The 23783-nt window shown below is 40.3% G+C and carries 19 protein-coding genes; 3 read left to right on the top strand and 16 right to left on the bottom strand.

Features of this window, described 5'->3' with window-relative positions; genetic code table 11:
- Positions 1-27: 27 nt before the first annotated feature.
- From PO903_RS09655 to PO903_RS09615, 9 genes are all read right to left on the bottom strand, one after another.
- Complete coding sequence (locus PO903_RS09655; protein ID WP_502921674.1) at positions 28-1254, bottom strand: VWA domain-containing protein; 1227 nt, start codon at positions 1252-1254, stop codon at positions 28-30.
- The gene (locus PO903_RS09650) at positions 1254-3614 is read right to left on the bottom strand and encodes a DUF5682 family protein (RefSeq protein ID WP_273593272.1); all 2361 of its coding nucleotides are present in this window, start codon (positions 3612-3614) and stop codon (positions 1254-1256) included. The genes PO903_RS09655 and PO903_RS09650 overlap by 1 nt, the downstream gene beginning before the upstream one ends.
- Positions 3611-4711 carry an AAA family ATPase gene (locus PO903_RS09645; RefSeq protein ID WP_273593271.1) on the bottom strand — a complete coding sequence of 367 codons (1101 nt, stop codon included), beginning with the start codon at positions 4709-4711 and terminating at the stop codon, positions 3611-3613. The genes PO903_RS09650 and PO903_RS09645 overlap by 4 nt, the downstream gene beginning before the upstream one ends.
- Complete coding sequence (locus PO903_RS09640; protein WP_273593270.1) at positions 4711-6612, bottom strand: HEAT repeat domain-containing protein; 1902 nt, start codon at positions 6610-6612, stop codon at positions 4711-4713. Before PO903_RS09640 ends, PO903_RS09645 begins: the two co-directional genes overlap by 1 nt.
- Before the next feature lie 56 nt (positions 6613-6668).
- Positions 6669-8585, bottom strand: coding sequence for a HEAT repeat domain-containing protein (locus tag PO903_RS09635; RefSeq protein WP_273593269.1), 1917 nt, complete (start codon positions 8583-8585; stop codon positions 6669-6671).
- A gap of 31 nt (positions 8586-8616) precedes the next feature.
- The gene (locus PO903_RS09630; RefSeq protein ID WP_273593268.1) at positions 8617-10071 is read right to left on the bottom strand and encodes an SWIM zinc finger family protein; all 1455 of its coding nucleotides are present in this window, start codon (positions 10069-10071) and stop codon (positions 8617-8619) included.
- Between the two features lie 125 nt (positions 10072-10196).
- Positions 10197-10967: an SMI1/KNR4 family protein gene (locus PO903_RS09625; RefSeq protein ID WP_273593267.1), complete on the bottom strand. Its 771-nt coding sequence runs from the start codon at positions 10965-10967 to the stop codon at positions 10197-10199.
- 238 nt (positions 10968-11205) lie between these two features.
- Complete coding sequence (gene aroD, locus PO903_RS09620; RefSeq protein WP_273593266.1) at positions 11206-11985, bottom strand: type I 3-dehydroquinate dehydratase; 780 nt, start codon at positions 11983-11985, stop codon at positions 11206-11208.
- Between the two features lie 116 nt (positions 11986-12101).
- Positions 12102-13118, bottom strand: a complete 1017-nt coding sequence (locus PO903_RS09615) for a potassium channel family protein (protein WP_273593265.1) — start codon at positions 13116-13118, stop codon at positions 12102-12104.
- Between the two features lie 245 nt (positions 13119-13363).
- On the opposite strand from PO903_RS09615, the gene PO903_RS09610 reads away from it, so the two are divergent.
- Both PO903_RS09610 and PO903_RS09605 read left to right on the top strand, forming a co-directional pair.
- Positions 13364-13978: a TVP38/TMEM64 family protein gene (locus PO903_RS09610; protein ID WP_069326783.1), complete on the top strand. Its 615-nt coding sequence runs from the start codon at positions 13364-13366 to the stop codon at positions 13976-13978.
- A gap of 108 nt (positions 13979-14086) precedes the next feature.
- Positions 14087-14734, top strand: coding sequence for a TVP38/TMEM64 family protein (locus PO903_RS09605; RefSeq protein WP_273593264.1), 648 nt, complete (start codon positions 14087-14089; stop codon positions 14732-14734).
- 176 nt (positions 14735-14910) lie between these two features.
- Here the strand turns inward: PO903_RS09605 and PO903_RS09600 are convergent, their stop codons facing one another.
- Entirely contained in the window at positions 14911-16524 is a 1614-nt protein-coding gene (locus PO903_RS09600; protein ID WP_273593263.1) for a gamma-glutamyltransferase family protein, read from the bottom strand.
- 179 nt (positions 16525-16703) lie between these two features.
- Between PO903_RS09600 and PO903_RS09595 the strand changes: the two genes are divergently transcribed.
- Positions 16704-17882 (top strand): hypothetical protein, encoded by a 1179-nt coding sequence (locus PO903_RS09595; protein WP_273593262.1) that lies wholly within the window; start codon positions 16704-16706, stop codon positions 17880-17882.
- Positions 17883-17967: 85 nt separating this feature from the next.
- Here the strand turns inward: PO903_RS09595 and PO903_RS09590 are convergent, their stop codons facing one another.
- The 6 genes from PO903_RS09590 to PO903_RS09565 all read right to left on the bottom strand — a co-directional run bounded on the left by PO903_RS09590 (position 17968) and on the right by PO903_RS09565 (position 23774).
- Positions 17968-18537 (bottom strand): type II secretion system protein M, encoded by a 570-nt coding sequence (locus PO903_RS09590; protein ID WP_161594203.1) that lies wholly within the window; start codon positions 18535-18537, stop codon positions 17968-17970.
- Positions 18521-20113 (bottom strand): pilus assembly protein PilM, encoded by a 1593-nt coding sequence (gene pilM / locus PO903_RS09585; RefSeq protein ID WP_273593261.1) that lies wholly within the window; start codon positions 20111-20113, stop codon positions 18521-18523. The genes PO903_RS09590 and pilM overlap by 17 nt, the downstream gene beginning before the upstream one ends.
- 16 nt (positions 20114-20129) lie before the next feature.
- On the bottom strand, positions 20130-20894 hold the full coding sequence (locus PO903_RS09580) for a prepilin peptidase (RefSeq protein WP_273593260.1): 765 nt from the start codon (positions 20892-20894) through the stop codon (positions 20130-20132).
- A gap of 116 nt (positions 20895-21010) precedes the next feature.
- Complete coding sequence (locus tag PO903_RS09575) at positions 21011-21469, bottom strand: prepilin-type N-terminal cleavage/methylation domain-containing protein (RefSeq protein WP_069326789.1); 459 nt, start codon at positions 21467-21469, stop codon at positions 21011-21013.
- 50 nt (positions 21470-21519) lie between these two features.
- Complete coding sequence (locus PO903_RS09570; protein ID WP_137221333.1) at positions 21520-22725, bottom strand: type II secretion system F family protein; 1206 nt, start codon at positions 22723-22725, stop codon at positions 21520-21522.
- The gene (locus tag PO903_RS09565; RefSeq protein ID WP_137221335.1) at positions 22725-23774 is read right to left on the bottom strand and encodes a type IV pilus twitching motility protein PilT; all 1050 of its coding nucleotides are present in this window, start codon (positions 23772-23774) and stop codon (positions 22725-22727) included. The genes PO903_RS09570 and PO903_RS09565 overlap by 1 nt, the downstream gene beginning before the upstream one ends.
- Positions 23775-23783 lie beyond the last annotated feature (9 nt).

The raw sequence follows: 23783 nt of genomic DNA, 5'->3' as shown, positions 1-23783 counted from the left end.
CAAGGCTGATACATACATATATCAAGATTAATCGATAGCGATACCCAAACGCTTCACCAGATCAGTCAAATCTTGCCCTTTCAAAGCACCTTCTACTAATGCCGGTAATAGAGCTGGTGTACAAGCAAAGCTAGGGGTTCCATCACGAGTGAACTTTTGAGCTAATTGCTTATCATAAAAAGGCTTACCTTCATCGGACAAAGCGAGCAAACATAGTGTTTTGACACCTGCTTCTTTCAATTCACGCATCCGACGAATTAGACGGGCTTGACTACCACCTTCATAAAGATCAGAGATCAGAATAAACAGCGTTTTTTTCGGTTCTTCTATAAATTGTTCACAATAAGCGACTGACTTATCAATATTGGTTCCCCCACCTAGCTGTATCCCGAATAACATATCAACCGGATCGTTGTTACATTGTTCTGTCAGATCGACAACACTGGTATCAAAAGCCACCACTCTTGTATCCAGTGCAGGCATACTCGCAAAAATAGAAGCAGTCACCGACGCCCAAATAATCGAATCTGCCATCGAGCCACTCTGATCAATATCAATAATGACTTTCCATTCGTGACTACGACGTGCACGATCGAAATAATAGAATTTCTCAGGAATGATCTGACGGCGTTCTTGATTATAATGTTTGAGATTACGCTGAATCGTGCGTTTCCAGTCAATTCCACTTAACGAAGGCAATGGTGAATGTTGACGACGATTAAGTGCTCCTGTTACAGCACGACGTATATCTTGTTCTAATCGTTTGACCAGATCATCGACAACAGACTGGATCAGTAAGCGCGCGGTTTCTTTTGTTTTTTCAGGAATTTTACCTTTTAACGCCATTAATGTACCCACCAGCGTAATATCCGGCTTTACTTGAGATAATACTTCAGGTTCAAATAAAAGCTGTTTCCATCCTTTACGTTCCATCGCATCATTCTGGATAATAGATACCACATCTTCCGGAAAAAAAGTACGCACATCTCCCAACCAGCGTGTTAATGTTGGCGAAGAAGGACCTTTACCTGCTCCTTTTCCACCTTTATTACCGCCTCCGGAATTACCTCCCTGACCTGATGTATCATCATAAATAGCTGCCAATGCTTGATCCATAATCTTTTCTTCTTCTGTAAGTGTAATTCCTTCGATTGCACTTGAAGTCTGACGCTCCAATTGTTGCTCGGCATCAGCTCCTAGAATCAACCGCCAACGGGACAATCTTTGATGTTCATTATCAGTAGGATTCATCATCAAAAGTCTTCGAAATCAAAATCATTCAGGTCATCAATCATTTTGGCTTCTTCCTCCTTCAATTCTTCCGTCAGAATTTCAGCAGCTTGTTCGGTATTCACACCCCATAATTCGCCTAACAGTTCAGCAATCATATTTTTCTCAGATGGCGAAAAGGTACTAAATGCACGTCTTAAAAATACAAGAGCACGTACAAAATCATCATCTTCTAATGATTCAATATATTGATGAAGTTGCTCCCATAAGCTTGTACGTGACAATAACATATAGCGATTACGACTGGATAGTCCTTCGAACCAACCTGCTCCCAGATCAGCAGGTACACCTGGCGATAATCGTCTCGATACCTCTGCCGCTAGTTGTGTTGCCGACACCTGATTACGCTCAATCAATAACGAACAAGCGAACCCGGATAATTTGGCATTCAAATCGTCTCGTTCCATCACTTCAGTAAGTTGCTCTATCCATAATTGGTAATCCAGTTGCTCGATGTGATCCAGTCCTATCGTATGCAGTTCGCTAATCGACTTCATCATTTCATGGGCTACTTCATCATTACACTGACAGCTAGTCACCAGAAATAAAGAAGCACGCGTGAATAACTGCTCTAATAATGGAATCAAAGGCGTCGTATCTACGCGGCGAAGATCACCATACTGAATAATTTTGGATAAGCTTCTGGCGGCTAATGTAATCTGGATAACATCTTGATTATCGACAGCCAGTCGTTGTAGCGTCTGGCGACCATTTTCCAACTGCGTAACCATGCCACTTTCACAAGCGATTAAGATCAGGTCAGATGCTTCTGCAACCGTCAAACAATGATCTAGCTTTTGCTGTAATACATAAGCGGCGGCAATTTCTACCGTTTCACCTAGCAACGTCGATTCTACCACTTGAATTTCCACTTCAGGCGACCACTGAATAATCCAACGTTCTGCCCATGTGGCTTGATCTTGCTGAGTCTGTTGTTGTTGGACAAAATGGATATTTAATAGACGTAAGCGATGAAATAAAAAAGAGCGATTAAGATCCAAAAAAGCCGACTCTTTCGATTGCACACGCCGATTTTCACGTAAATCTAGCATCAGATCTTGGGCGACTGTGGTTTTGTATTTAGTTAATTTCAATTGTTGTAATAAGCGATTGAGATCATCTTGAATCGGAGTCTGACTGACCCCCTCAGCAAGCTGTCCAATCGTTGTTCCTACGTTGATCTGAGCTAACGATTCAGCGATCACAGATAGATCACCATGTCCGAGTAAAGTCTGTGCCGCATCTTGTAGATCACGCAACACAGGAATACTTCCTCCATGTAGAGCAGATAAAGATTGTGCCATCCGTACCGCTTCGATCACTTCTGCTGTAGAACGATGGGTACCTGCTTTACGCAATAATCGAGCTACAGAAGATAAATAAAGATGAGGCAATTCATCTAAAGCCTCACGGTTCATCTGTTGCCACATCATTTCATAATAATGAGGAGCATGATTCCCTGCACCATAGCCAGACATCGACGACAATTTATAGTAAGAATAAGGCATCAATGTTAGCTTGGTTGAAGATGAAGGCAGACTTTGTAATTCTTCATCTGTCATGATATCTGATACATGACTAAGTGCGGCGGCATGATAAGCTCCACAGACTACGAGAATGTCTTCTGGTTGATAACCACTTTCAATCGTTTGCTTAATCTGTCGACGCATATACGATTCTCGAATCGCATTATAAGCATGCTCGCTAGCGGAAGAATGTTGTTCTTCTGCTTCTGTTAATTCACGCATCTGCTCTGAAAACTGTAAAATAGCTTGTCGATACGCATGTTCATTTAAATTATGTTCATAATTGCGTTCCCAATACATATCATAGTCATCTTCACCAGACAATTGCGCAATCCGATCATACAGCGATTCATGCACAGTTTCATGTAAGACTTCTGCTTGAGGCGTGAATTGTTCGGGATCAGGTGTAGGCGATGATTCTGCTCGTTGCTGTTGTTCACGCTTACGCATATCTTGTAAAGCAATCATGACCGATGAAGGTAAATCGATAAATACAGATTGAGCTTTATGATCGGCTGCCCATTTCATCGCCTGATATTCAGGAGAGTATGACGCTAGCGGCCATAATGCAGTACGTACAGGCAATTCTTCGGTAAAAGCTAGAATCGCAATTGGCGGCTTCGTCTGGCGCTGTGTAATATGCCTAATCTCTGAACTGGCATCAGAAGGACCTTCGATCAAAATGATTTTGGGCTTGATTCGATTCAGATCATCAAGTAGATGCTTTGAGCCACCAGGGGAAAGGTGACGCACTCCGAAAATATGCACACCGATACCAAGCTCAAGCTGGCTACTCACTCGTTCATCTCCTTACATGCTTGATACAGACCACGCCACTGTTCTCCCCGCTTTTTCATGACATTATCCAAGTACTCTTTCCAGACAATACGATCTTTATCATCGTCTTTGACAATAGCCCCTTGTAAGCCTGCGGCAAGATCTTCATCGGTTAATTCTCCGTTACCAAAGCTTGCGGCTAACGCCATACTATTCGTTAATAAAGAGATCGCTTCTGCGGTCGAAATAACACCTGCCGGAGATTTTAATTTATCTTTGCGATCCAATGTCATTCCGCTACGTAATTCACGGAATATCGTCACTACTTTGAGCAATGCTTCATCTGCCGGTACAGCAGCTTGCAGATCATAGGCAAAAGCAATTTCACCTACTCGTTTGCGTACGATATCCATTTCATTCTCCAGACTCGATGGAGCTGGTAACACAATAATATTAAACCGTCGCTTGAGTGCCGCAGACATTTCATTAACTCCACGGTCACGTGTATTAGCGGTAGCAATAATTGAGAATCCTTTACGAGCATTCATTTCTTTACCTAATTCCGGTACAGCAATCGTTTTTTCGGACAAAATCGAAATTAACGCATCTTGCACTTCCGAAGCACAGCGTGATATCTCTTCAAAGCGAGCGATACCGCCAAGTTCCATCGCACGCATAATTGGGCTTTGTACCAATGCTTCTGGTGTAGGACCATTAGCCAGTAACATCGCGTAATTCCATGAATAGCGAACATGTTCTTCACTCGTTCCTGCTGTTCCCTGTACAACCAGATTAGAATGCCCATAGATAGCTGCCGCCAAATTTTCAGATAACCAAGACTTCGCTGTTCCGGGTTCACCAATTAATAAAAGGGCACGATCAGTAACCAGTGTTGCAATTGCCATTTCTACCAAGCGGCGATTACCAATATATTTAGGTGTAATCGGGACTTTGCCTGCTTGACCACCTGTAATAAACGTCAATACCGATTGCGGTGACATTTGCCAGCCCGCAGGAATTTTGCCACTATCATGTTGACGTAAAGCTTCTAACTCGTGCGCATACAATAATTCTGCCGACTGTCTCATCGTATCTTGTAAAGATTCAGGTATACTCATTATTTCATCCCTTTCAGTGTGTTGATTACGAACTCTAATTGTTCTGCTGCATATCCTCTGAATTTGGGAATAGTAGCTTCCCGATTTTCCGGTAATAAGGCTTCTAAGCGCTCTATATCTTCAACAGGGAATTCTAAAAGAGAATGAATAATATAAGGTTCAAACATATATGAATTTGAATTACGACGATCATCAATCGCTTGCCACATCAGTTCACGTTTATCTTCTTTGGATATGCCTAGGCGTTCTTCAAGAGCACGTAAAATCAGAGTAGCTGTGCGATTGCGGAATTCTGGATTATCCTTCAATTTTTGTCGTAAAAATTCGTCTACCCCTTTAACACCCGAACGAGCCAGACCGGCTACCAGTTCTACATCATCTTGTTTCATTGCAAATTCCAACCAGCGCTTGTCCCATTTTTGTTCAATTTCTGCTAATGGTAAAATCTTTTGCGTATACGCATGCTGTTCTTCATGACCTAATGAGAAACTTTCATACCCATTTTCGATTAGCATTGGTCGCATCGTAGCGATCACTTTGCCAAGACGTGCTTTGGCATCTTTATTGATTTTGGCTTTCATTTGAGACACGACTCCACCTACATACTGATCATAGACTTGTTGTGGAGACAAAATCTGGATCGATAAACGGAAAGCTGATGGAACAAAATTGGCATCTTTTTCAGATACTTCATATAACAATTCCAAGTCTTCTAAACTTCCTCTGTATTCAATATAACTAGCCGCATCCCATAATAGATTACGCCAATCTGTAATCTGATTCGAAGCACTTAGATTGTACAAATAAGTATAATGTTTTAGCAGATTCTGATAACTTTGATGAACGGTTTGATTGGGGCTATGTGTCCACATTTTGCCGAATAATAATAAGCGTTCAGCTAATTTTTCGAGTGCTTTGTGATCTATAGATTCTTGTTGTTCCGATTGGATCGCTTGTTCGACATCTTTGGCAAAAGCAACCGCCAACTGATCTTCTAAGGCTTGTGATACCTCTTGATAACGAACAGCATCAACAATATATTCCAAATCTTTACCATTTGAAGCTTCTAATAGGCAAGCAATCGCTTGATTCGAAGAACTACCCGCCAGCGCATAATAAGCAGATGCACGTACATTTTTCTTTTTCTCTTTGGTCCATTGGATCAATTCAGGTATATACTCTTCATGCCCTACTAGAAAACGAATCGCGGTCGCGCGTATATCATCTGAAGCAGACCGAGCCAGTTCACTATATACATCAAGTAGATCCAATTGATGTTCTTCCGCAATTGTATGAATCGCTGTGAGCTTACGTACTTCTTTCTTATCTCCTTGTGGATCAAAAATGTCTCTTAAATAAGGAAGAATAGCTAGTCCATATGCCGGTACAATCTTACGCGTCATAAGTTCTGCAATTTCAGCATAAGGATCATACAATCCTTGAATAGCCAGTGGCATTAACCGGGCATCTTGGAAAATGCCTTCTTTGAACGCTTGCTCAATCACTTCATGCCGCCCACCACCTGTAGTCGATAAAGCTTGTACGACAGGCGCTAATTTGCGATAAGAATACGATGTGATAGGCAGACTTGTATGCTCCTGTTGCTCCATTCCTAAAGGCTTAAGATTACCTGTTACCGTCGCATTTCCCTGTGTATGCAGTACAGAAGATAACAATAACGTGAGATTCTGTAGACGTTCCGAACTCGTGCTATCCTGTTTCTCATCAAGTAAGGTCTGAATACTATCTCCAAGACGCTTGAAAATCGGTGCTTTCTCCCCTAACTGCTCAAATCGAGGTAACAATTTGCGTAGCCGTATATCTTCTACTGCTAATTCACTCCCTGCAATATAAAGCCGTCTTGTTTCTTGATACAATTCTTGTAATAACGCTGTACTCATACGTATACCCTCCTAACCATCTATAGGTGCTTCTACACTTTTGCTACATGGGATGATTAACTTTGCAGTTGTTGAATCATATATTTCAGTTGCTCTACTGCTTGTTTGCCATATTTAGAGATCATTTTCCCAGTAAATACAAGCTCAGTCTTTGGATAAAAGGTCTGTACGATCTCTTCAACGGTAGAGTGTGCAATCTGTTGTAATCGCTCCCTATCATGAATCGTACAGCATTCTAATAGAGAACAAGAAAGATACGGAGACAATACTTCACAATCCCGACTACGCTCATCTTCTAACATCATAAGCATCAATTCTTTTTTCTGCTCTGCTTCAATACCGATTCGATCTAATCCCTGTAATAACCATCCACACGTTTGTTCACTCACATTGGGATGTTCTTTGCATTTTTGTATCAAAAACTTCTCTAATCTAGGTTCATGAGCATTGGCAAATGTAGCCGCTAGAGGAATACTGTTATACCGAATACTCCAGTCTAACCAGCGTTTATCCCAACAGGATTGAACTTCATGTACAGGTAAGCAATAGGATGTTTTGATTTTGTATTGAGAAAAAATAAGCGGTTGTGTCGACAGTATCGCATATTCATATTTAGAAGTGATAACCATTCTTTCTATCGTAGCGATTAATTTTTGCCGAATCGGCTTCTGATCAATAAGCTTGGATTGATCGCCTGTTTTCTCTATATACTGCTTGTACAATTGCTCGGATGTAAGTAGATGATAAGCCGCTACAAATGTATGTGGAATAACATAGTCCAGATATTTACCCTGATCTATTTGCAATAAAATATCCAGTGCACGCTTAGTAGGAAATTGACTGAAATAATGAGTCACATCATATAAAATGCGACAACCTTTTATTTTGCTAAAATAATCTGGTTGTTCTAATACTTGAATATAAGCTTCTTCTACTACAGGATGTGCATGAGTATCCAATATTGTCATTCGATCTCTAAGCGGTTGCAGTATTTCGATAGGCAGTTGATTATTTTGCAGTTCGATTGCTTGAGTAATATATATCTTCAAATCTTGCGCTAATCGATCTTGCATCGCTAATGGTAATGCCGTACATTGGTTAAGCGCTTCATAGACAAGTACAGCATCTTTACCTGATAAATCTGTATATAGCTTATTTATTACATCTGTATCTTCACTATATGCAAGTGCTATATAAGCAGATTGGCGTATTCCTTTTCGTTTATGTGTCGTCCAAGTCAATAGATCGTTTACATATTGTGGTTGTCCTTGTAAGCACTGAATCGCTATTTGACGTACCTCATCAGAACCAGATTGAGCCAGATCATAATACTGCTCTAGCTCTTGTTGTTCACTTTGCTGATAAATGAATTGCAATTTGTACGCTTCACTTTGTCCACCATAACGATCCAAGCTTGACCATAAATAAGGGACTATAGTAGCTCCGTAAAAAGGAATTAATTTCTCTACTGCCAAGTCAATAATAGCCGAATACGAATCATGTAATGCTCCAATAGCTAACGGTAATAACCGAATATCTTGAAAAAATCCAGCTTCATAAGCTTTTTCAATCACTTCATAGCGTCCGCCGCCTTTGGAGGTCAACGCTTTCTGTACTGGTGCTAGTAGAGTATATGACAAAAAAGGAAAATACGTTTGTTGAGAGCTATGAACTGTCGCTCCATGTATAGGCTCGATAGATACAGTAATCTTGCTTTGTCCTTGCGTACGAAGAGCCGATACCAATAACAATGTCAAAGATTGTAAATGCTTTGATACTTCTTCAGTATGCCTAGGGTCTAGAAGTAAAGATAATTGATCTGCTAATCTTTGCCATACCACTGACTGTTGTCTACGTTCAGTTAATGTATGCAGGATATGTTGCAAACGTGGAGCCGAAGTTGCTAGTGTACTTCCTGCTATATAGAGATATTTAACTTCCCGATACAATTCCTCTAGTAATGATGTACTCAATATAACCTCCTCCTAGCCATCTACTGGTTCATCAATACAACAAACGCATGATTCCATTGCCATTAATAATCGAAAGCGGTTGAGCAATTAATTGCCCTGTATCCATCTGATGTTCGAATACCAACAGTACTGTTACATCTTGCAGCGTTTCCTGTGGCAAATAAGGAAGTAAGCCTGTACTTGTTCCAATAGGCAGTGAGATATCTGTTAGTCCAATCGATTGACCTTCGCTATCCTTCATCACCAGTTGACCATCTTCACTCTGATAAAATTGACTGACTTGAAGTAAAAGTGCTGGATAAGGATCAGCTAATGGATTCTTTAATTGATTTTTGACCAATTTGATCCCTTCTGCAAAAGAAGTATAGGCTTGGGAATGAATAGATTGCACATCTTGTTCCGTCACAGCCCGCGTCGCTAGACTTTCCCAACGTACACGCGGATTAAGATCACCCGGATATACATACATTGGCTTCGGACAAGCAATTTCGGTAAACGTATCCTCTTCACGGATATGCTTGGCTGCTTTGTACGGACGATATTGTAATGTACGGCGAATATGGTGAGTACCTAGCTCTAACCAGTATCCCAAATCTATAAATTCCATTCTTCCCGGATCGTCATAACTGGTAAATGCCAACTGAATTAATTCTGCGCCTTCTGTCATGCGCTGATGTTGCTCTAATTCACTTAACTGCCATGCATGCCCTAACCATTCTTCAATCGTCGATTCAGCATCCAAAGCCAGTTCTGGATCTTCAAGCTTGGCCTGTAAATGTGCCCTTCCTTTACGAATCAACGCATGAATTAGCGTTAACTGTTCTACTGCATATGTATAGTTCGCTTCAGGATTATTTTTAGGAGATAACAATCCTGCCAGACGACGCAATTCCACTTGCGCTCCGGTGAGGTAATAATTGCCCATTTGTTTGACATGTTCTTGAATACGCTTGATCACTGTTGCATCGACTGTGCTTAGACCATTACGGATTAAAGACAATGTGAGCTTTTCCAAAATATCAAGTCCCTCTAACTGAGCTTGGACTTTCTTTTTCAGCGCATTTTTGTTGACTGTTTTCTTTTTTGGTACTGCTTTGAGCGTAGGATCAGCTTCTATAGCAGCCGCTTTTTCTTCACGCTTTTCAATTTTGTTTCGTTTGTCTGCGATATCTTCTGGAATGGTAGCTGTTGTAAATGTCTGTCCTGCTACATACGCATACATTAATGCCAATGCATGTTTGCAAGGGAACTGACGACTCGGGCAACTGCATCTCGACGTAGGTTCTTTGTCTGGTTGTATAAAATCTACCGAACATGCATAATTGCTTTTCCCACTACCTGCACACTCACCAAATAATAAGGTGCCATCTTCTGTTTGATGAAGTTGTACTAATTTATTTTTTTGAATTAATCCTTTAGCATTTTTGATTGCTGCTGCATTAGGTGCAAGTCCGTCTACATATCCTTCTGTCAGTTGAATTGCCATATAAATCCTCCTTTAATAGTCAAAACATAAGATGTATACGTCTCTATATTGTATCTAGTATATCCTGTTAGCAGAATTGTATACTTTATTATAGAACATTTGTTCTTATTTTTAAAGAGGAATAATTATTCAGGACTATCTTCATAAATATGATGCTGTAACAGTACGTCTAGTAGTTGTTCACTTGCCTCTTTATCATGATCTTCGTAACATAAGACTACTTCATAACCGTAAGCATAATTAAAGCGAGCATAGCCTTGAATCGAACGCCAGAATAACAGACAACTGTAAGGTGTCTCAATCTTCAAATCAGCGGGCAGTTGTAAATCAATCTGATGAGCGATCTGTGTTAACTGCTCTGCACTTGAACTGATTGACAGTAAATCGTTGCCTTCAGTCGGCGGATGAAATGTTAATGAACGATACCGTTGATCCTGATTCCATGATTCATAATACCGATTCTCCTGCATAATTTGAAAAGAATCGCCGTAAGATATCTTCAACCATTGATCCATCATTTCAATCCAAGAAGCATCAGTATCTAAAAGGCGCACCTCAATCCGTTCAGAATGTCTAGGTATCCATAATAGATCCTTGACTTGAGGATGAAGAGCAAGAAAGTCACCGTCGATCGTTGTAGCAATCACTACACATTCAGCCAACTGTTGATTATGGATAGGACTATCTTTATCATATTCCCATAACTCATATTCTACAAATTCTGTTAACTGTTGATGGTCTGGAAGTTGTACATTCAGTACTCCACAATAAGTACCCACTCCATATTGCTCTAGAAATTCACAATAAGCTTCTGGCAGTTGTATATGATGAGTATGTTGAAACTGAACCAGTGTCTCGTGATCTACATGCTGTATATGTTCATTCACCAGATACATAAAGTCACCTGCTTTCTGAAGTTCTTATAGGTTTATTGTACAGATAAATAACATGAGAATAAACATTTCCAGATTTAAGAATGCTTATTTTTGAAAATAAATATAGTATGCATTAGTTCCACATCCCCAATGTACTTATAAAATTAGATGGACATAGCGAATGACCTTTCTACAATACTCTTTTACGTTATATCAAAAAAGTCCCTCTAACCATTCAGAGGGACTTTACAAGATTTACTTATAAATTAGCATGTAATAAACTCAAAATACTACGCAAGTCAGACACAGGAACTTGTCCGGGAGCAGACGATTTTTGAATGGCACCGAATGTGATCGCTGATCCGAATAGTTCGCCTGTTAAACGGCTAATCATACCTTTGCCTGCCATCGACATCGTAATCATTGGTCGATCGGCATGCTGTTCTTTCATCGTATTGGTCGCATCGAGTAAAGTAATCACATCGCTACTGCTTTGAGGCATAACAGCGATTTTAGTGATATCTGCACCTAATTGTTGAGCACGCGATAAGCGGGAGATCAGTTCTTCTTTGGGTGGTGTTTGCTGAAAATCATGATTGGAAATAATCACAAACGTATTATGTTCGTGGGCTGTTGTTATCAATTGCTGAATAGCTGTTTCTTCATTAAAAAGTTCGACATCTATAAGATCGACTTCGCCTGTCGCAGCGATTGCTTGATTTAATTCGACATAGTAGTTGCTACTCAGCTCGCATTGTCCGCCTTCTTTGGCACTACGGAATGTGAAAATAAGCGGAGTCGATGGAAGAATATCACGGATACGTTCCAACGTATATGTCACCTGATCCAATTGCTCTACCTGTTCAAAAAAATCAACACGCCATTCGACCATATCAATATCTGCTAATTTGAGTGTATGCGCTTCTTCTATGATCTGCTCGGTTGTATGCCCTGTTAAAGATACACAAATTTTAGGCTTTCCTTCGCCTATTGTAAGGTGCTTCACTCGTACCGGTTTGAATGTATTTGTATTAGACATCTGATTCGAACTCCTTTGCGATACAAAATAGATTATCGTGTCTGTAACTACATTATATTATAGCCCAATTTAGAGCATGCTGACACAGAACGCCATTGAGATTCAACAGCAACCGATTAGACTTTGTTTATCAGACGAATATGAGTTTCTGGATCACAAATCACAAACAACTTGGCTTCTGCTGGCATAGGCTCAGACAATTTGCGATTAATGGTCATATCGTTACGATCACTGATTAATGTTGCACCTTCTACTAATAATGCTTGAAAAGCTTCTCCATACGTACGCCAGCCTGGTTCTGTAGGTACATGATAGATATCTTCTCCATATTGACGATTGAGCAGTTGAGCCAACACATCGTTATTGCCTTCATTTAATGCCGAGCGTACAGCCAAGCGTGAAATAGCATCATGAGACAATACGAATTCATTCACATGCACATGGTGGAAATTTTTAATATGGTTTTCTAACATGATTTCGACGGTGGTATGTACGTGAGAAGCTAACCGTTCCACACTGGAAGCGACCAGTAGTGATTTGCCATCGACTAACGAAGCATCATCAATACGTGAATCTGCAAAAATAATAGCAGAACGTGCTGTACTGATTTCTGCTTGTAGTAATGTTTCGTCTTTGGTCGGATCACCATTTACATAATGAACTTGTGGATGATCGTATGGATGCTTTTCCAGTTGATCAATAATAACAACATCAATTTCTGGATGACTGGCAAATAGTTCATCTATCGCATAATGTGCTTTTTTGCTCCAATTGATAATAATAATGTGATCTTGTCCTACGTATTTCAATTTACCTGCTCCTCTTCTCCGATTATATTCTCCCATCGAATCTACAATTTTACTAATAATTAAGCTCAGTAGACCAATGCCGAAAACATACAAAAATACTGTAAAGATTTTACCAGCTATACTTTTCATAAAATAATCGCCATACCCTACAGTTGCCATCGTAGTCAGTACCCAGTACAACGCGTTAAACCAGTGGGTAAACGTATCTGGTTCGATCATATAGGCTATCGTAGCTGACAATAATACAAATAATACCGTTGTTGTCGCTAATACTGATTTGCGCATTCTGACCATTTTGCGAGAAAGTCGAAGAAACATATGCATAATCCTTGGGTGTACTCCTTTATTCTATTGACATCAATTGGCTGAAAATAACTTGAATGTTAAATAATTCGACAACTGCGTGTATTTTGCCTTTTTTGTGGATGCATCCGTTATACTACATAGAGAAGATGTTGTGCTTATATTGCCAAGCGCTGATCGTAAGATATTTTGCTCAAGCAAAAATCACTTTTTATTGAACTGGGTCGCGCTTATAATACCAAGCGCTGGAAAGGATTTATATTTTTATGGATATTTCGCAGTGGTTATCTTATTTGACGGAAGAGAATTTGAAAAGTTGGATGGGTGAATATCGTTCACTGGGTCCGCTTGCTAGTATGTTATTGCCTTTTCTCAAATCCTTTATTCCTCCTTTGCCTACGATTGTGATTTTGGGGGTAAATGCGGCGGTGTATGGATTGTGGGTTGGATTTTTGTATTCATGGATTGGGATTACGGCAGGTTCGCTGACTGCTTTTTGGTTGGTACGTAAGTTGTCTGAACATCGATATTTATCACGCTTGGTACGTAATCCTAAAGTAGTCAGTACACGGCGTTGGATTCGGAATAATGGATTTAATTATATTTTTTTGTTGAGTCTTTTTCCTGTAGGTCCGTTTACGTTATTAAATGTAGCGGCTGGACTGAGCGGGATTCGATTTCGTTCGTTTCTGATTGCGATTATTTTCGGTAGAGGGATTATGGTATTTGCGGTTTCCTTTATTGGTGCAGACTTGTCTCGTTATCGTGAAAATCCGTGGAATCTGTTGTTAGTGTTACTGTTTGTGATTATTTGCTTTGTATGTAGCCGTAGTATTGAGGCTTGGTTTAGTCGCCGCGATTCACTTACTGAACAACCATAGTTGTTTTCTATTGTAAAAAATAACATAAAAGATACGTAGAATCGAGAATTTAAAGGCTTGATTGGGTAATGAAAGATATAGAATGATTTGAACGAAAGGAACGTGGCTATGGATATTGCACAATTTATGTCTTACCTCCAAGAAGGTGATATTGATCATCTGATGGATCAATACCGTGCTATCGGTCCGTGGCTTAGTATATTGCTTGCTTTTCTCCTATCTTTTATCCCGCCTTTGCCTACGATGGTTGTGATCGGACTGAATGTAGCGGCTTTTGGGTTATGGTCAGGTATATTGTACTCATGGATCGGTGTGATGAGTGGCGCTATCCTTGTATTCTGGTTAGTGCGTAAACTTTCACATTACAAATATATCGATCGTTTTTCTCATAACAAAGGTGTGCAAAAAAGTATACGTTGGATGAAAAAAAATGGGTTTATGTATATTTTTATGTTTAGTCTATTGCCGGTTGGTCTGTTTACGTTGCTTCATGTAGCGGCTGGACTAAGCGGAATCAAATTCCGTTCTTTTGCGATTGCCGCAGGGCTAGGACGAGGAATAATGATTTTTATCGTCTCGTTTATCGGAGCCGATTGGGCAAGTTATTTCCAACAGCCGTGGAAATTGTTTATTGTCGCCGCATTTGTTATTGTTGGATTTATTTTTATCCGCAAAGTGGAAGCTTGGTTTAGCAAACGGGAAGAATCAGAAGTATTGGATATCGAGCCTGAACCTCAAGCTTGTAAATCATCTTAAATCCAAAAAAAGCGTCTAATCTCAACCTATCGTTGGGAATAGACGCCTTTTTAATTACAATTATGTCGTTCATATCTAATCTATATTCCTGTAGACGATCTATTGGATTTATTTATAGATCAAAACTATCTGAAACCTATAATTTTAACTCGTATACCATTCTATATCCCTTCCATTTACCAAGCTGCTATCGTACCATCTGTTCTCCACTCTGTGCCACCGATCAATACACCTGTCTCGGGATCTCGTAAAATAATCTGTCCCCGACCAAATCCACCGACACTGTTAGCACGTACGATATGATGCCCTTTGCGGATCAGACTTTGAGCCAAATGTTCAGGAAAGTTCGGTTCAATCTCTATTGTTTTGCCTTCTACCCATTGCCAGCGTGGTGCATCCAGTGCCGCTTGTGGATGCAGATGGAAATCGATCATATTCATGACGACTTGTACATGGCCTTGAGGTTGCATAAATCCACCCATCACGCCAAAAGGACCGATAGGCTGACCGTTTTTGGTCAAAAAGCCCGGAATAATCGTATGATACGTCTTTTTCCCGGGTTCTAAGCGGTTATCATGCGTGGGATCAAGAGAAAAAGAATGTCCCCGATTTTGCAGTCCAATTCCTGTCCCCGGAATCACGATTCCTGAGCCAAAGCCCATATAGTTACTTTGGATATAGGACACCATATTGCCTTCTTGATCTGCGGTGGCTAGATATACCGTTCCACTGGTTGTAGGTTTTCCGGCTTCTGGTTGTAACGCCTGTTCACTGATCAATGCACGTCGTTCATCAGCGTAATGATCGGATAATAAATCCTCTAATTTCATCGTCATTTTATCATGTTGTGTAATATATTTGAGTCCATCGCTAAATGCTAACTTCATCGCTTCCATCTGCTTATGATGCGTATCTACCGTATCCCGACCTGCAAATTCATATCCTTTGAGTACATTAAGAGCGATCAATGCAATCAATCCTTGACCAGACGGCGGAATTTCCCACACATCATAGCCTTTATACTGGACTCCAATCGGATCGACCCATTCAGGATGGTATGCCGCAAGGTCTTCTTTACGTAAAAATCCGCCGTGCTGACGTGAGAATGTATCGATCTGGTCTGCTATTTCGCCACGATAAAAGGATTCTGCGCCTGTCTCGGCAATACTACATAATGTCTTGGCATGATCTGGGGAACGCCACATTTCACCGATACGCGGTGCTCTTCCTTGCGGAGCAAACGTTGCAAACCAGTGCTGGTACTGATCTGCCGTTAATATTTTAGCGAACCGTTCATACGCTAGATTCCAGTAATACCCTAACGTTGGCGATATCGGAAATCCTTGTTCTGCATAATCAATTGCTGGTTGAAGCACTTCAGTTAAAGGTAATTTCCCAAATTTCTGTGAGAGTTCTTGCCATGCGGAGGGCGCTCCCGGTACTGTTACTGGAATCCAGCCGTGGGTCGGAATCTTATCATGCCCTGCTTGCTGAACCGCTTCAATAGAGATACTTTGAGGTGCAGGTCCATTAGCATTCAGTCCGTGGAGCTTACCTTGTGTCCAGATGATAGCAAAAGCATCGCCTCCGATGCCATTAGACGTTGGTTCAACAACAGTCAAACAAGCAGCTGTCGCAATGGCAGCATCAATCGCGTTGCCCCCTTTTTTCAAAATATCCAATCCCGCTTGCGCTGCTAACGGTTGCGAAGTAGCGACCATACCATTGTGAGCATAGACCGGTTGTCGTTCTGAAGCATAAGGATGAGATAACGGATCAAAAGGAATCATAAGTACCTCCATAGGATGAATGATCAAAATAGTTATGTATTACTATAGTCTATTTGGAGTCATAATTACATTAGACCATATGCTAAATATCTCTACAAAAGGATAAATCGTATTTATTATTTATAAATAGGTATAATAGAAGAGTCGCTTAGATTACAAAATGATAATGGAGGTAAAAAATGAAAGGTAAAATGAACTATCGCTTAATACATAATAGTATGTTGTGGGTGACTATGGTTTTATTTATAGCAACATCAAGTGCCTTATTTAATCCAGATCATGCTTTGGCAGCAGATTCCAGTATTCGAACAACATTGAACGATTATACTATTCTTCGGCAAGATACCAATCAGATTGCTTATATTGCGTCTATTATGTCAGATCAAGGATTACAAGAAACGATGGTCAAAACATATGATCGCAAACAGAATCTTTCTAAAGTCTTATATACTGTCAAAAACGATAACAGAGATTCTCCTGATCTTTCTAATGTGCAATTCTCACCCGATGGTTCAGCCGTTACTTTCTTAGCCTCTTCAATGATCTGGCACAAAGGTAAAGGGCAACCTGATTTTGTTAGTAAAATTCAATCATTTGATCTCAACACAGGAAAGTTAAATACCCTTCTTACAAAGAAAGAAGAGATTCACAGTTTCGCATTTGCACCTGATGGTCGATCAATATTTATTACTATGGGGATCCAGTCCAAGCCTGCTCCTAAACAATGGTTTAATTTCAATAGTACTATTTTTGAGTATAATCTTGCTTCTAAGCAAACAATGCAACGAACTACAGTAAAAACACATGGTGGAAGTATGAGATTTTTAAAGATCAGTCGAAATGGGAAATTTATATATACTACGATGACAGATCCGCGCAAAGTTAAAGTTGAAAAAGGATCTTTAGATGTTCCGCAACAGATTTATCGTTTTCCTTTAAATAATGTACATTCCGATGGCGTTCAAATCAGTCCTACTCATCCAGAAGATATTAATAACTTCAGTTGGAATGATGATGAGACCATACTTTATTATTCAACAGTTACCAAACATATGGAGAGTACTGGCGATCTAGAGTTCGAAATTTTCGCTTATTATCCTAAAACCAAAACAAAAAAACAAATGACTTCTTTAGGTACAGATACTGAGAATCCAATAGCGATTGGAAAGCAATTATTTTTCACAGTAGATACTGCTGGTGATGTAATCTATCCTAATCCTCAGTTAACGGTTATGAATATCAACACAGGAAAAACTAAAAGTATTATCTTACCTGGATTAACTACAATGGAACAAACCAATCAACAAGTTAAACAAGAGATTGCAGAAGAACAAAAAAGACGCTTAAACTTATTTTAATCATAAGCCCAAATAAAAAAGCTACTACAAACAAGCATTCTTGTTTATAGTAGCTTTTTTTGTATGATAATTCCCTATAGGATATTTAAGGCGATGTATAATACGCAGTAAATGAAACATTCGCTGTCAAAATCGCACCTGATTTGCCGGGTGTATAGGGTTGTTGGAAACTAAAAGAATCGACAGTCATCAATCGAGGAAGCTTTTGTAATTGATTCATCCATTCCCGAATTTCCGTATATCCACCTTCTAATTCAGCATTCATCCGAATCTGTCCTACATTTACGCCTAGATTTTCAGCTGCAATCTCACCGCTAGTATTGCTATCAATATTAACGAATTCGACATCCGTGATACGAGCATAACTGTTCTGACTGACTTGTTGCAGCTGCAATAACAACTTTTCACTTGCTACTGCTGAAGGGATAGCCGCTTGGATCGCTTGCTGTGCATCGGTCGGCTGACCGCTTTTCAACTGGGCAATTTTCGTCTGAATCAGATTATACTCCTGTTGCATTTGGGTTAATTGATTATCATATTGTTGAGATTTTTGAGATAAGGGGTGAAGTACCCACATGTAAAAAGCCAATAAAATCACAAATAATAAAATAATACCTAGCAAGATCACATTACGATATTTATTGAGCTGTTCCATTTGGTACCCCCCCTCCCTCTGCTGGTGTAACGACAGAAGACGTTGCATACGTATCACCTGTTACACTTTGTGCTTGAAGATCAATCGTGTAGATCACTAGATATAAGGAAGGCTGTCCTTTGGTCGGTTTTACGGCTGAATCCACCGAGCTATCCCGAGTCGCTTTGTTCACAGTAGCTGATTCGACAAAAGGCATACTTCTTAACTGCACCAGATAATTAGCCGCATCACTAAAATTACGCATACTTGTCGTCAATAATAGATTCGAACTGCGATTGTAAGAGATATCTCGAATCATTCCGCTTTTCGGTAATTTTTGAGTCAGTGAATCGAGTATACTCACCACGTCTAACCGATAATTCATCACCGCATCAATCACAGTCTGGTTAGCCGTTGCTGAAGGACCACTACCATTCCATTTGGACAATTCTAGCTGTGCTAATGTATTCCGGTCGCTCCATTGCTGTATCGCACGCTCTTGTTCTGTCACTGTTCCACGCTCACTGATCATATAGAAAATAGCTCCACACATAGCAAGTACCCATAGAGCACTTAAGCCTACAGTCAAATAAGAAAATTGATTTTTTTCTCGCTTTTCTTGTGGTAACAGATTAATCGGTCGTGCATCTTCCCGGCGAAGAGCCGCACCGACAGCGACACGATAACTATTCAAATCAGGATCGGCTTGAAAAGCATGTTGAGTCGTTTCAAGTTCGACAGCTTCGACTTGGATATCAGGTAGAGATTGACTTAATTCATGGGCTAACAATTCTCGTTCTTCAGGCAATCCTGTTACAAAAATCTCTTCGATCTTAATCGAACCATCATGTAAGCTATATTGATAAAAGTTCAACATCCGTGAGATTTCAGGAATAATATCTTCAACCTGCTGACGAGTTAATGAAGTATTCAGATCATCGAGCACTGAACTCTCGTCGAGCACTCTAGTCGATTCTATACTGCGCATAAAGACAGGCTGTCCACTACGGAACATATAGATATCTAATAAATGATCGGTTAAATGAATTAGCATCGTATTAGCAAATGATCGTCCATGTTCAGTAATCACTGTTCTTGCTAGTGCGGTTGCAGATAGCTCTACAGCAACGACTTTGATACCTGCTTCTCCCAACAGACTGATATAATCTTTAATCAACTGACTAGGTGCAGCAAATACAAGCAAGTGTGTATGTTCTTCATCAATAGACGTTACAATATAATCGTATACAGGATTTTCAAAAGGTAAGTGTAGCCCTGTCTCTACTTCCAATTCCACCAATTGACTGACTTGCTTGGCATTGGTACTTGGAATACTCATCGCGCGAACGAGAATACGAGAAGGTGGAATCGATAGTGTGACCGATTGCCCTTTTAACCCTTCATCTGTCACCCATTTGCGTAGTAGCTGATTCATCTTTTCGGTATCTACGATTTGATTCTCAACAATAACGCCTGAAGGAATCGGTAAAAACTTTTTACTTTCCAGTTCCCACTGCTTTTTCTTTTTTAAAGAAACATAGCGAATCTCTGTCTGTTCCAGCGATAAGCCGATGTGAGGTAAATTTCGTTGAAACATAGGGGCTAACCTCCTCCTAACCAATAAGCGAAAGATATGCGTCTATTATCTGTGCTCCATACATAAAAGCAATTAAAGTGCCTGCTGCTAAAAAAGGCCCAAATGGAATCGGTTGTTGCTTTTGCACTTTACCGAGTAGTCTTAATCCCATTCCTACTAGTGTTCCAAGTAAACAGGCTATAAAAAGAGCAAGCAGAATATTTGAGAATCCGATCACCCATCCGTACAAAGCAAAAAGCTTTACATCGCCCATACCCATCCCACCACGACTGATAAAGGCAATGAGCAACAAAATACCCCCACCTGCAATCGCTCCACTCAGATGTGAAACGATACTAATCGTGCCAGGTAACCATACGACCATGATTAGAAAAATAGGAGCAAAAAAGAGTAACACTTTATTCGGAATCTTCATCACTTGTAGATCTGATAAAGTAATAATCACTGACAAGCTCACCAATAACCAACCGATTAGTGTATCGCCAGTCCATCCAAAATGAAGAAATACCCATAGAAATAGTAGACCTGTGATCGCTTCTCCGATTGGATATTGAATCGATATTCGTGTGTTACAATGCCGGCACCGCCCTTTTGTACTGATATAACTAAGCACAGGAATCATATCCAGCGCAGATAAACGGTGCTGACAATGTGAGCAGCTGGATGGTGGGTGAACAATCGACTGTCCTTCAGGTACACGCCATGCAACCACATGGAAAAAGGAACCCAATACCATACCCAGTACAACAATATAGATATTTATCCATAACATCATATCCATTGTGATGTAATCTACTTTCTTATTCATGATTTCAAAAAGACCGGAAACATGGTTCCGATCTTTTGTAGGTTTTTGATTCGTTTATGATTGAATGATTAGCTTTTAGCTATTGTTGTTTAGTTAGCTGCCGGAGTTGCGGGAGTTGCACTCAGAACTTGAGCCGCTGTGTATGCTCCATTTGTTGATCCCTGACCTACAGGTGCAAGAGTAACACTCACCAGCTCACCTTTTTCTGTAAATACTACAGTTGCAGCTGTTAATGTTTGTTTCGAACTTGGTAAGCTAGTATCAGCATTCAAATATCCAGTACTTGTCATGTTAGCCAATGTTACTGTTCTGTTTGCAACAGTAGTGAAATCGCCATTTTTCTCACCAATTACATACAGACGAGCTGAATTGTATACTTGCGAAGCTGTAGCTAAATCACCATTTGCTTTGGATTTATTAATAACATTACCGATCATTGGAATAGCGATAACAGCGATGATAGCCATAATAACGATAACAGCTAGCAACTCAATCAATGTAAACCCTTTTTCCTCTTTACCCATACGTTTCATCACTTTGCTCATCATTTTGAATTCCTCCAGTTAATTAAATGTAGTGTTGTTCTTGATGTGAATACTTACAGATTGTTATACAGACTGAACATCGGTAGCATAATAGCTGCCACAATAATCCCGACAATAGCAGATAAAAAAGTAATCAATAACGGTTCAAGCAATGATTTGAGTCGATCCACTGTATTGTCTACATCCATCTCGTAGAAATCAGCTACTTTACTCAGCATCTGATCCAGTGCACCTGTTTCTTCACCAATAGCAATCATTTGAGTCACCATCGGTGGGAATACCCATGCTTTTTTAAGTGGTTCTGATAATGGATTTCCTTTACGCAATGACTCTCCTGCCTGACGCAAATACCCTTCGATCACTTTATTGCCAGCTACTTCTTCTACAATAGTGAGCGCTTGTAGAATAGGTACTGAACTCGCATATAATGAGGAAAACGTACGAGCAAATTGAGCAATAGAGCCTTTTTGATTTAACTTTCCGAAAATAGGGACTTTGAGCTTGGCATAATCAATCCAATAGGCTCCCCGTTCCGAACGTTGAAGAATAATATATGAAATGATAAGAAGCAGAAGCACCAATACCCAGATATACCACTGCTTTTGTAAACTATTACTGAGTGACAATACAATCACTGTAATTGCAGGTAACTTTGCATTCATCGAAGCAAACATATTTACAAATTGCGGAATAATGGCTGCCAGTAGATATACGGTTACTGCTACTGCTAGAAGACCCACAGTGACAGGATACGTCAATGCTGATTTGATCTTTTCGCGTGTACCATGACGTTTTTCAAAATAAACAGCGAGACGATCTAACGTTCCTTCCAGATCGCCCGATTCTTCACCCGCTCGTAACATGCTGATAAATAGCGGTGGAAAGACTTTCCGATGTTCTTGCATCGATTGTGACAAAGCAATTCCGCGCATCAGACTGGCATATACATCTTGTAACGTTTTGCGTAATACTTTACTTTCCGTCTGGTCGGCAAGGATTCGAGTGGCATCCAGAATCGTAACTCCTGCACGAATCAACGTCGAGAACTGCCTACAGAAAATAATGAAATGAATCGTTTTGACCGGACTACCAATATAGATTTCTTTGGAAAAAAGGGTCATCCGTCGTTCATTCAATGAAAATACAGTTAATCCACGCTTACGCAATTCTTCCATAGCGGCTGTTTTGTCCGTTGCATTTAACGTACCTTTGAGCTGTTTGCCACTATTGGTTCGTACCTGATATTCAAATTGAGCCATTAAGCATTCACCTCAGCAAGATATGGCTTCCCTACCGCTGGCAAAATCTGTCCACGTTGCAACAGATCTCGGATATTCATATCCAGTGTATGCATGCCTAACATTCGTCCCGTCTGCATCAGACTTTTGATTTGATGTGTTTTTTCAGTACGAATCAGATTGGCGATTGCTGGCGTCTGCATCAGAATCTCAGTTGCACATACTCGACCTTGCCCATCAGCTAATGGTAATAACCGCTGTGAAATGATAGCTGTGAGTACCGAAGCTAATTGGATGCGTATCTGTCCTTGTTGATGAGCAGGAAACACATCAATAATCCGATCTACTGTCTGTGGTGCATCACTGGTATGCAAGGTTGCGAATACGAGGTGCCCTGTTTCCGCTGCGGTTACAGCGGCAGAGATCGTATCCAAATCTCGCATTTCCCCTACCAGTAATACATCAGGATCTTGCCGTAATGCTGCCCGAATTCCATTGGCAAAGCTTGCTGTATCATGTCCAACTTCCCTTTGATTCACTAATGAATATCCATGTTCATGTATATATTCAATTGGATCTTCTAACGTCACAATATGCTTGCGTTGATGGGTATTGATATATCCAATCATTGCCGCCAGTGTAGAAGATTTACCGCTACCTGTAGGTCCTGTGACAAGCACCAACCCTTGAGGCTTTTCAGTTAATCCTTTGAGCATCGGCGGTAATCCCAAAGACTCTAATGTAGGAATACGATCAGAAATCGATCTTGCTGCGATACTGATATGACCTTTTTGGCGAAAAACATTGATCCGATAACGCGATCCATTTTCAAGCATATACGCAAAATCCAATTCGCCTGCTTGCTGAAAAGTAGCCCATTGATCTTCCCGTAATAGCATTTGCGCCATTTCTTCTGTATCACTCGCTGTAAGAAGTTCCCCTTTACCTGTATGGAGCATCCCGTGAATCCGCATAATAGGTGCTGATCCGGTCGATACATGCAAATCAGAAGCTTCTGCATCTCGCATGTTACCAAGTAATTCCTTGATACCCAGACCGATATGAGCCATTCCTGTCTT

Origin of the sequence: Paenibacillus sp. PK4536 (assembly GCF_028594455.2) — a bacterium.
Lineage (GTDB): Bacteria > Bacillota > Bacilli > Paenibacillales > Paenibacillaceae > Saccharibacillus > Saccharibacillus nuruki.
The sequence above is the reverse complement of the archived record's forward strand: the minus strand, read 5'-3'. Positions and strand labels throughout refer to the sequence as shown.

Bases quoted from the DNA above. Each gene is read 5' to 3' on its own strand.
- PO903_RS09655 (WP_502921674.1), bottom strand. From the start codon at position 1,254: ATGATGAATCCTACTGATAATGAACATCAAAGATTGTCCCGTTGGCGG.
- PO903_RS09565 (WP_137221335.1), bottom strand. From the start codon at position 23,774: ATGGCTCATATCGGTCTGGGTATCAAGGAATTACTTGGTAACATGCGA.
- aroD (WP_273593266.1), bottom strand. From the start codon at position 11,985: ATGTCTAATACAAATACATTCAAACCGGTACGAGTGAAGCACCTTACA.
- PO903_RS09645 (WP_273593271.1), bottom strand. From the start codon at position 4,711: ATGAGTATACCTGAATCTTTACAAGATACGATGAGACAGTCGGCAGAA.
- PO903_RS09605 (WP_273593264.1), top strand. From the start codon at position 14,087: ATGGATATTGCACAATTTATGTCTTACCTCCAAGAAGGTGATATTGAT.
- PO903_RS09595 (WP_273593262.1), top strand. From the start codon at position 16,704: ATGAAAGGTAAAATGAACTATCGCTTAATACATAATAGTATGTTGTGG.
- PO903_RS09630 (WP_273593268.1), bottom strand. From the start codon at position 10,071: ATGGCAATTCAACTGACAGAAGGATATGTAGACGGACTTGCACCTAAT.
- PO903_RS09610 (WP_069326783.1), top strand. From the start codon at position 13,364: ATGGATATTTCGCAGTGGTTATCTTATTTGACGGAAGAGAATTTGAAA.
- PO903_RS09580 (WP_273593260.1), bottom strand. From the start codon at position 20,894: ATGGATATGATGTTATGGATAAATATCTATATTGTTGTACTGGGTATG.
- PO903_RS09590 (WP_161594203.1), bottom strand. From the start codon at position 18,537: ATGGAACAGCTCAATAAATATCGTAATGTGATCTTGCTAGGTATTATT.
- PO903_RS09615 (WP_273593265.1), bottom strand. From the start codon at position 13,118: ATGCATATGTTTCTTCGACTTTCTCGCAAAATGGTCAGAATGCGCAAA.
- PO903_RS09625 (WP_273593267.1), bottom strand. From the start codon at position 10,967: ATGTATCTGGTGAATGAACATATACAGCATGTAGATCACGAGACACTG.
- PO903_RS09600 (WP_273593263.1), bottom strand. From the start codon at position 16,524: ATGATTCCTTTTGATCCGTTATCTCATCCTTATGCTTCAGAACGACAA.
- PO903_RS09570 (WP_137221333.1), bottom strand. From the start codon at position 22,725: ATGGCTCAATTTGAATATCAGGTACGAACCAATAGTGGCAAACAGCTC.
- pilM (WP_273593261.1), bottom strand. From the start codon at position 20,113: ATGTTTCAACGAAATTTACCTCACATCGGCTTATCGCTGGAACAGACA.
- PO903_RS09640 (WP_273593270.1), bottom strand. From the start codon at position 6,612: ATGAGTACAGCGTTATTACAAGAATTGTATCAAGAAACAAGACGGCTT.
- PO903_RS09575 (WP_069326789.1), bottom strand. From the start codon at position 21,469: ATGATGAGCAAAGTGATGAAACGTATGGGTAAAGAGGAAAAAGGGTTT.